The organism is candidate division KSB1 bacterium, from assembly GCA_022562085.1.
GTDB lineage: Bacteria > Zhuqueibacterota > Zhuqueibacteria > Oceanimicrobiales > Oceanimicrobiaceae > Oceanimicrobium.
Map to the genome: position 1 here is coordinate 1 of JADFPY010000228.1, position 7,373 is coordinate 7,373.

The 7,373-nt window shown below is 45.8% G+C and carries 5 protein-coding genes; 1 reads left to right on the top strand and 4 read right to left on the bottom strand.

All coding sequences use genetic code 11. The annotated features are described in order from the left end of the window. Positions 1-1,799: S9 family peptidase (locus IH879_16195; protein ID MCH7676468.1), on the bottom strand; the 1,799-nt coding region annotated here is incomplete at its 3' end. 285 nt (positions 1,800-2,084) lie between these two features. Between IH879_16195 and rho the strand changes: the two genes are divergently transcribed. Next, positions 2,085-3,188: a transcription termination factor Rho gene (rho, locus tag IH879_16200; protein MCH7676469.1), complete on the top strand. Its 1,104-nt coding sequence runs from the start codon at positions 2,085-2,087 to the stop codon at positions 3,186-3,188. 34 nt (positions 3,189-3,222) lie between these two features. Here rho and IH879_16205 read toward each other — a convergent pair whose 3' ends face one another. The 3 genes from IH879_16205 to IH879_16215 all read right to left on the bottom strand — a co-directional run bounded on the left by IH879_16205 (position 3,223) and on the right by IH879_16215 (position 6,619). Continuing rightward, a complete protein-coding gene (locus tag IH879_16205) occupies positions 3,223-4,059 on the bottom strand; it encodes a metal ABC transporter permease (GenBank protein MCH7676470.1) in 837 nt (278 codons plus the stop codon). Positions 4,060-4,068: 9 nt separating this feature from the next. Beyond that, complete coding sequence (locus tag IH879_16210; GenBank protein ID MCH7676471.1) at positions 4,069-5,034, bottom strand: zinc ABC transporter substrate-binding protein; 966 nt, start codon at positions 5,032-5,034, stop codon at positions 4,069-4,071. Between the two features lie 274 nt (positions 5,035-5,308). Continuing rightward, on the bottom strand, positions 5,309-6,619 hold the full coding sequence (locus IH879_16215) for a TMF family protein (protein ID MCH7676472.1): 1,311 nt from the start codon (positions 6,617-6,619) through the stop codon (positions 5,309-5,311). Positions 6,620-7,373 lie beyond the last annotated feature (754 nt).

The window sequence follows — 7,373 nt, forward strand, 5'->3', positions numbered from 1 at the left end:
GGAATGCTGTCATCCAGCATGGTTGTCACCACATCGACAAACGGCACCGCGGCCGCCGCTCCATAAAACAGCTCCGGAGCCATGTTGAGCACCGCACCGATCAACAGCCCACCGGCGCTGCCGCCGTAGCAAAACAACTTATCAGAGTTTGTATATTTTTCCTTAACCAAATGTTTCCCACAATCGATAAAATCGGTAAAGGTGTTTTTCTTTTTAAAGAGTTTACCGTCGTCATACCAATGACGACCCATTTCCTGCCCGCCACGAATATGGGCAAGCGCGTAAACAAAACCGCGGTCGAGCAAGCTCAACCTGGCTGCGCTAAACGTGGCGTCCCGACTGCTGCCATAAGAACCGTAGCCGTACAATAACAGCGGGTTACTGCCATCTTTTTTTACTCCCTTGCGATAGACGATTGAAATCGGAACTTTTGCGCCGTCATGTGCCGTTGCATAGAAACGCTCGGTTACATAATTCTCAGAGCTAAAGTCACCAAGCACCTCATCCTGTTTAAGCAGAACCTTCTTTTTACTTATCATGTCATAATCGTAAATCGAATTGGGTGTGGTCATCGATTGGTAGCCGTATCGCAGGGTGGTCGTGTTAAAATCAGGATTGGTACTGACATAAGCGAGATAAGCGGGCTCGCCAAAGTTGAGGTAGTGATCGTCCGAGCCATCCCAGGAGATGACGCGGATTTGCCGCAAACCATCTTTGCGTTCACCCACAACGAGATGATCGTTGAACATCTCAAAGTTTTGCAAGAACACATCATCGCGGTGGGCAATGACTTCCCGCCAATTCTCTTTGGCGGTTTTCGCAACCGGCGTTTTCATCAACCGGAAATTTTTTGCATTCAGGTTGGTGCGGATATAGAAATGGTCGCCATAATGATCGATGTTATATTCATGCTCTCTTTCCCGAGGCATGAAAATCGAAAATTCACCTTCAGGATTATGCGCATCAAGATAGCGGTACTCATTGCTTAAAGTTTGCGAAGAGCCAATCACGATATATTTTTTAGACTTGGTACGCGAGACATAGCAGCTGAAAGTGTCGTCCTTTTCTTCGTAAACAAGTTGGTCGGTAGCGGAATCCGTTCCCAAAGTATGTTTGTAAATTTGAAACGAACGCAATGTAGCAGGATCTTGCTTGGCATAAAAAAGCGTTTTATTATCATTGGCCCAGGCCATGTTGCCTGTCACAGCCGGAATCATGTCCGGTAATATCTCCCCCGTGGTCAGGTTTTTGAATTGCAGAGCATAAATCCGCCGGCCGACTGTATCGGCAGCAAACGCCAACAGGTCCTGATTCCAGCTTACCTTTCGGCCTCTGACTGCAAAATAATCATGACCCTCCGCCATTTTGTTGACGTTGAGCATGATCTCTTCAGTTCCTTCCAGTGAGCCTTTTTTGCGGCAGTAAAGCGGATATTCTTTGCCGGTTTCATAACGCGTGTAGTAGAAATAGTCCTCTAACTTGTAAGGGACGGAAGAATCGTCTTGTTTAATTCTGCCTTTGATTTCTTCAAAGAGTTCGTCCTGAAGGTCCTTTGTATGTGCCATTACGGCATCGGTGTAATCGTTTTCCGCGTTTAAGTAGTCAATGACTTCCGGGTTCTCGCGTTCTTTCAGCCAATAATAATTATCAGTCCGAACGTGGCCATGATTTTCGAGCTTTTTTGGTTTGACTTTGGCCATCGGGGGTTTAACATCAGAGCGTTTTTCTGCCGCCAAAACAGTGCATACAAATAGCAGCGAAAGGATGCTGAATAAAAGAATAGATGCCGGGAGTTTCATAGCTCATTCTCCTTTGATGAAAGTGAATTAAAAAAGTAAGCTTAAAAAAAGAGATATAAATATAGAAAAAATGCTGGTAATATGAAACAATTTTATTACGGAGAGAATATTTCCAAGGTTTCGTAAAACATCTTGGCGTGTTCTTCTAAATAACAGTCAACTATTTTTTGCTTGACTTATTCAGGTTAATTTATCATTTTGTTCACATCCTCAAGCACAAGTACGGTTTTTCCGGTCAGACGAAGGCTAACTTACCCAAAAAGACTCAACCAGAAAGAATTCAATATGTCCGAAACAGCAACCGGCGTTCTGCAACGCCTCAAGCAAGGCAGTGGTTTCTTACGCGATCCTGCGCGGTCCTTTCAGCCGGGACGCGGGGACGTTTGGGTCTCCACAAAGCTGATCCGTGAATACCGGCTGGTGGATGGCGCAGAAGTCAGTGGAACAACCCGCCGCACAGAAAAAGGAGAGCAGCTCGACGCGGTCGAGTCGGTCTGCGGATTGGCTCCCGAGCAGTTTCAGGCCCGCACCCGATTTGACCGGCTGGTGGCCATCGATCCTAATGAGCGAATTCGGCTCGGGGATGGCGGCAACGTATCCATGCGCATTATTGATCTCATTTCGCCTATCGGCAAAGGTACCCGCGGCATGATTGTAGCGCCGCCGAAAACCGGCAAAACCCGAATTCTGGAAGAGATCGCCAATGCCATTCATGCCAGCGAGCCGGGCACGCGCATTGTGGTTTTGCTGGTTGACGAACGCCCGGAGGAAGTCACCCATTTTCGCCGCAATGTAAAAGCTGAAGTGCTGGCCAGCTCCAACGATCAGAGTCTGCAATCACACGTCAACCTGGCCGAGCTGACCCTGGCCCACATCCGCTGTGAGCTGGAGTGCGGCCGTGAAATTATTGTACTGATGGATAGCATTACCCGGCTGGCGCGTGCATTTAATCTGCATGGGTCAGGTGCCAGGCGCACCATGTCCGGCGGCCTGGATGCAAGAGCGCTTGAGATTCCGCGAAAATTTTTTGGGATTGCACGCAATGTTGAGAATGGCGGCTCGGTAACCGTCATTGCCACCGCCCTCATCGAGACCGGCTCACGCATGGATGATTTAATTTTTGAAGAGTTTAAAGGCACGGGCAATAGCGAGATTGTTCTGGATCGTGCCTTGGCAGAAGCGAGAATCTTTCCCGCTATTAACTTACTGGCGAGCGGCACGCGTAAAGAAGAGCTGCTTTACCCTGAAGACGAAATGAAATGGCTGGCAGCTTTGCGGAGACGGCTGGCGAACACTGAACCCAAACAGGCCATGCTTGGTATGCTGAAGTTAATAGAATCAGCCTCTGACAACGATGAACTGTTGCACCAGAAAAAACCGGAGTGGTAAAAAAAGTAAGATTCAACTTCACTTTTTTTCCATTTCATTTTTTACTTTCCAGCTGCGTTTTTTTATGTACCCCAAGTTTAACGAGGCTGCACATAATAAAGAGAATCCCAAAGACCGCCACAATCGACGACCCGGCGGGAAAGTCAAACGTGTAGGAAAAATAGAGTCCGAAAAGGCTGACCAGGACGGAAAACGCCGGGGCAAGGATGGCCACAACCTTATCACTCTGAGTCACCAAAATGGCAGCAACCGGGGGAATCACCAGGTAAGAAAAGACCGGAATGACACCGCCGGCCCGAACCGCAAAAACTATCGCCAGGCCGATGGAAAGGTAGAAAAAGAAGTTCCAGAAGCGGAACTGAAAATCGGTTTGCGGGCGTCCTTTTCGGAAGGCTTCGGTCACTCTAAATATGCGTTTTGAAAAAATCAGGTGCAAGAGCCCGAGAATCACGAAGACTCCCCCCATGGTCATCAACTCGGCCGTAGGAATGGCCAGAATATTGCCAAATAAGACTTCCGAAATAGCCGATTCGCCGTGAGCCGTTTTCGAGATCAGCAGCACGGTCACGGCTGAGGCCAGGGCGTAGATAATCCCGATGATGGCTTCCTGCTTCAAACGTTTGTCGTGGATGCGAATCAATGAAAGCAGAAACGCCCCGGCCAGTGTAAAAGTAATCGAAATCGGCAGCAGGGCGCCGCCAATAAAGCTCGCAAAAGCCACGCCGAGAGAAGAAATTTGGCCCAGGGCCAGATCAACAAAAACGATACCTCTCCTGACCACATGGATACCCAAATACGCGAGTAGCAATCCCATTATGGTGCAAGCTAATAACGCCTGCACCATAAAAGGCAATTGAAACATTTCTAACATAGCGGTCTCCTAATTGCTCAAAGGTTTCGGTTCCACGCCGACTTTTTTGAAAGCTTCGATAAGTTTGTTGATGTTGGTGTCAAACAGTTTGAAGTAATCATCCACGCCCGGCTGACCGCCAACTTCGGGAGCCAATTCAACCAGAACAGCGCCGGTGTTTTTCGCCACCAACTCGGCGGATTTGGGCGGATAGTACGGTTCGATGATGATAATCCTGATATTCTTATTTTTCATTTCATTGATGACTTTTGCCATATATTTGGGCGATGGAGAAATGCCCGGTTTGGGTTCAATAAAACCGGCGATCTTAAACCCGAAATGCTGCTCAAAATAAGGCCAGCTATTGTGATAGGCATAAATCTCGGTGCCTCGATAAGGCGCCATCAATGCCTGCCAGCGTTGGTCGGCATCGTTTATTTTCTGTTCAAACGCCTCCAGGTTTTGCTTAAAATAGGTTTCATTTTCCGGTGCAATTTTGATGAGTCCTTCAAAAATATTTTGTGCGATTATCTTGCCATTCAAAGGGTCCAACCAGTAATGAGGATTGCCAAAAATATGAATGTCACCTTTTGCCCGCAGTTTTGACGGGTCTCCCCTGGGAACTTGCAATAGAGCCATACTTTTCGAGGCGTCTACAAATCCGTCACCGCCCCATAAGATTTTCTTGTTCCTGGCGCCCTCCAGAAGAGGAGGGACCCAACCGATTTCGAGGTCGAGGCCCACCTGAACGAAAAGGTCGGCTTTTTTTAACTTTATCATATAGCTCGGTTTGGCGTCGACAAAGTGCGGATCCTGGTACCCCTTTGCGATAGCAAAAACATCTACCTTATCGCCGCCGATCTGTTTGGCGATGTCAGCCAAATCGGGCAGTGAAGTCACCACTCTTATTTTCTTCGCAGCCTGGGTTGGAGCAATGGCTACAAAGATCACAAACATTTGAACAAGAAGTATCTTAAATAGATTTTTGCGGGTCATTTTTTTTCCTTTCACTGGTAGTCACATTCACAAATTCATTAACCTCTTTAACTTTCCCAGACTTTATCTAGACAGTGATTCCTCATTAACGTTCAAAAACTAATTGGCATTTTGTTTGTCCGGTATTGAACAGTCATTAAAGTCATTGCATGGTCATTTGGTCATTAAGAAATGACAATAAATGACTTAATGACAACTAATGACACTCAAAACCAAGCTTTGGTCATCCATGTCTGGTTTATTCCTATATGCATTATTCTTTAGGATCAAAGCACTAGTACGGATGGGCGCCATGAGCGCCAATGACAAAAAACAATTGGGCGAAAATTTGATTATCTATCTCAACATCGTCGCCACTTGTGTGTTTGTATTGAAGCCGCAGTGTTTCAAACTCGCTCGGCCAAAAGGTCAGGATACCCGAAATCGCCTTTTGATTCAAATCACCACTGTCTGGAAATTCCGCATAATCAAATCGGGCGCTTAGAAACAACCGCTGAGTTAATTGATACTGCAAAAATGTGAAGAAGCCAAAACTATTGACGTTATTTCCCGCCGCTTGCTCACGTTGACTGAATAGAAACTCAGATTGCACGGTAAATGAGCGATAGCGGTTATAGCGCACTGGTTTCCATCTGTAGGTAAGGTCAATCCCTTCAACAAATGAACGCTGCTTACCCGCCGGATCGTTTACGCCGGTGACACCGCTAAGTCCTAGCTCAAGAGTGGCATTCGGCGTCAAATCAAAAAAGTTTTTGAGGTGGAGCGAATAAAGAAAGTCATCGGAGTCACCGCCGTCAAAGCTGACTTCATTCTGTCCGTTGGTAATCTCAAAAGTCAGGTCAATTAAGTTGTCCCACGGGTTTGGCACCAGCCAGCTCAGGGAAAGCCCTGGCTCCACAAGCCCCTCATCGCCAAAATAATGATCAAAAATTAATGGAGAATCAATAAAGGGCCGCTCCGGCTGATGAATCCGGTTAAACTTACCAAAGTTTGTGCGAAAAAATCCCAGCTTGGCCTTAAGAAAAAAAGGCAAAGCTAAATAAGTAAGATAGGCCTCCTCTAACTCTACTGTCTCTTCAGGGGGCACGATGGCAATAAAGAAATCAGCGCTGGCAAAGGGGTCGATGATCATTCTGAAAGAAATCTCGGACTCAGCAAAGGTAAAGCCGTCACCATCCTTACCACCGTCCAGAATCTTATGTCCTAAAAAATTTCCGATGACACCGATGTTTGGGTTCATGTTTTGAAACAGGCCGAATTGTCTTCCTGACGATGTTCGCGAAGACTGAATCGGTTCGGCCGCTTCAGCAGGTTCCGTGCCCAATTCTGCAGACAGTTGCTTTTCCAGTTCAACATCAGCCGGCGTTTTTGCACTACTATCCGATTTGGAAGATATTTCCGTTTCGCCTGAGCCTAAGTGTTTTTTTAGCGCCGAAACTGTCTTTTCAAGTTCAGCAACTTGCTCTTTGAGTTTTTTTATCTCTTCTTTTGATTTCTGGCTTTCCTGCTGCCCAAAAACAAAACTTTGAATAAATATTAGAACTAAGAAAATTATAAGTTTTGGAAAAAGTTTCGGGATTAACATTCTACAGCTCCCTTTTATTAAGTTCAAACCTCGAAAATAAATCATAACCTTTAGTGCAAAGCATTACACCAAGAAGTTACTTCCGAAGTTGTGCGTGAATTAAGCTTAGGAGATGGCTTGAGGTGGAGCGCGAGTATTAAAAAGCGAACCGGTTTGGCTTGGTAGAACCAATTCCTCGATAGCTCCAGGGTTTTGGCTTGTATCGAGGCTTTGTGATGGTTGAAAGCCGGGGTTTAAGACGACCGGGGTTTTAGAATAAACACAGGAAAAACAAACGTTGCTGCCATTTTGAATTGAATTTTTCTCGTCTGAGTAAATTTCACACTCACATTCGTGTAGTATTAGAAGTGAGGTTTGGGAATAGGTGTGCTGGTGGGCAAATTCAACACTAAAGCTGAGGACAAAGAAAACACATGCTAAAAAAACTGCGGTATTTTTTCTCCATTTACCATTCATATGCTCATTCTCTGTTTTCTAAATGCGTCAGAAATGTAAAAATTGCTATACTGAAAAGCAAGAAAAAACGAGAATCTGGAAAATCCATTTTCTTTAAGTTTAACAAAATAACTTAAAGAGTAACATTTCTCACTTGCGTATCTATCATCTAAACAATGACTTAGATGTTATTCTGAGCACAAGGCGCACAGTTTTTTATTTTCTGCAACAAATCATCTGTGCGAAGAATCTGCTACGCCTCCGAAGATTCTTCGCGCCAAACACGGTTGCGTAAGGGCACACATTCATCACTTCGCGC

Bases quoted from the DNA above. Each gene is read 5' to 3' on its own strand.
- rho (MCH7676469.1), top strand. From the start codon at position 2,085: ATGTCCGAAACAGCAACCGGCGTTCTGCAACGCCTCAAGCAAGGCAGT.
- IH879_16205 (MCH7676470.1), bottom strand. From the start codon at position 4,059: ATGTTAGAAATGTTTCAATTGCCTTTTATGGTGCAGGCGTTATTAGCT.
- IH879_16210 (MCH7676471.1), bottom strand. From the start codon at position 5,034: ATGACCCGCAAAAATCTATTTAAGATACTTCTTGTTCAAATGTTTGTG.
- IH879_16215 (MCH7676472.1), bottom strand. From the start codon at position 6,619: ATGTTAATCCCGAAACTTTTTCCAAAACTTATAATTTTCTTAGTTCTA.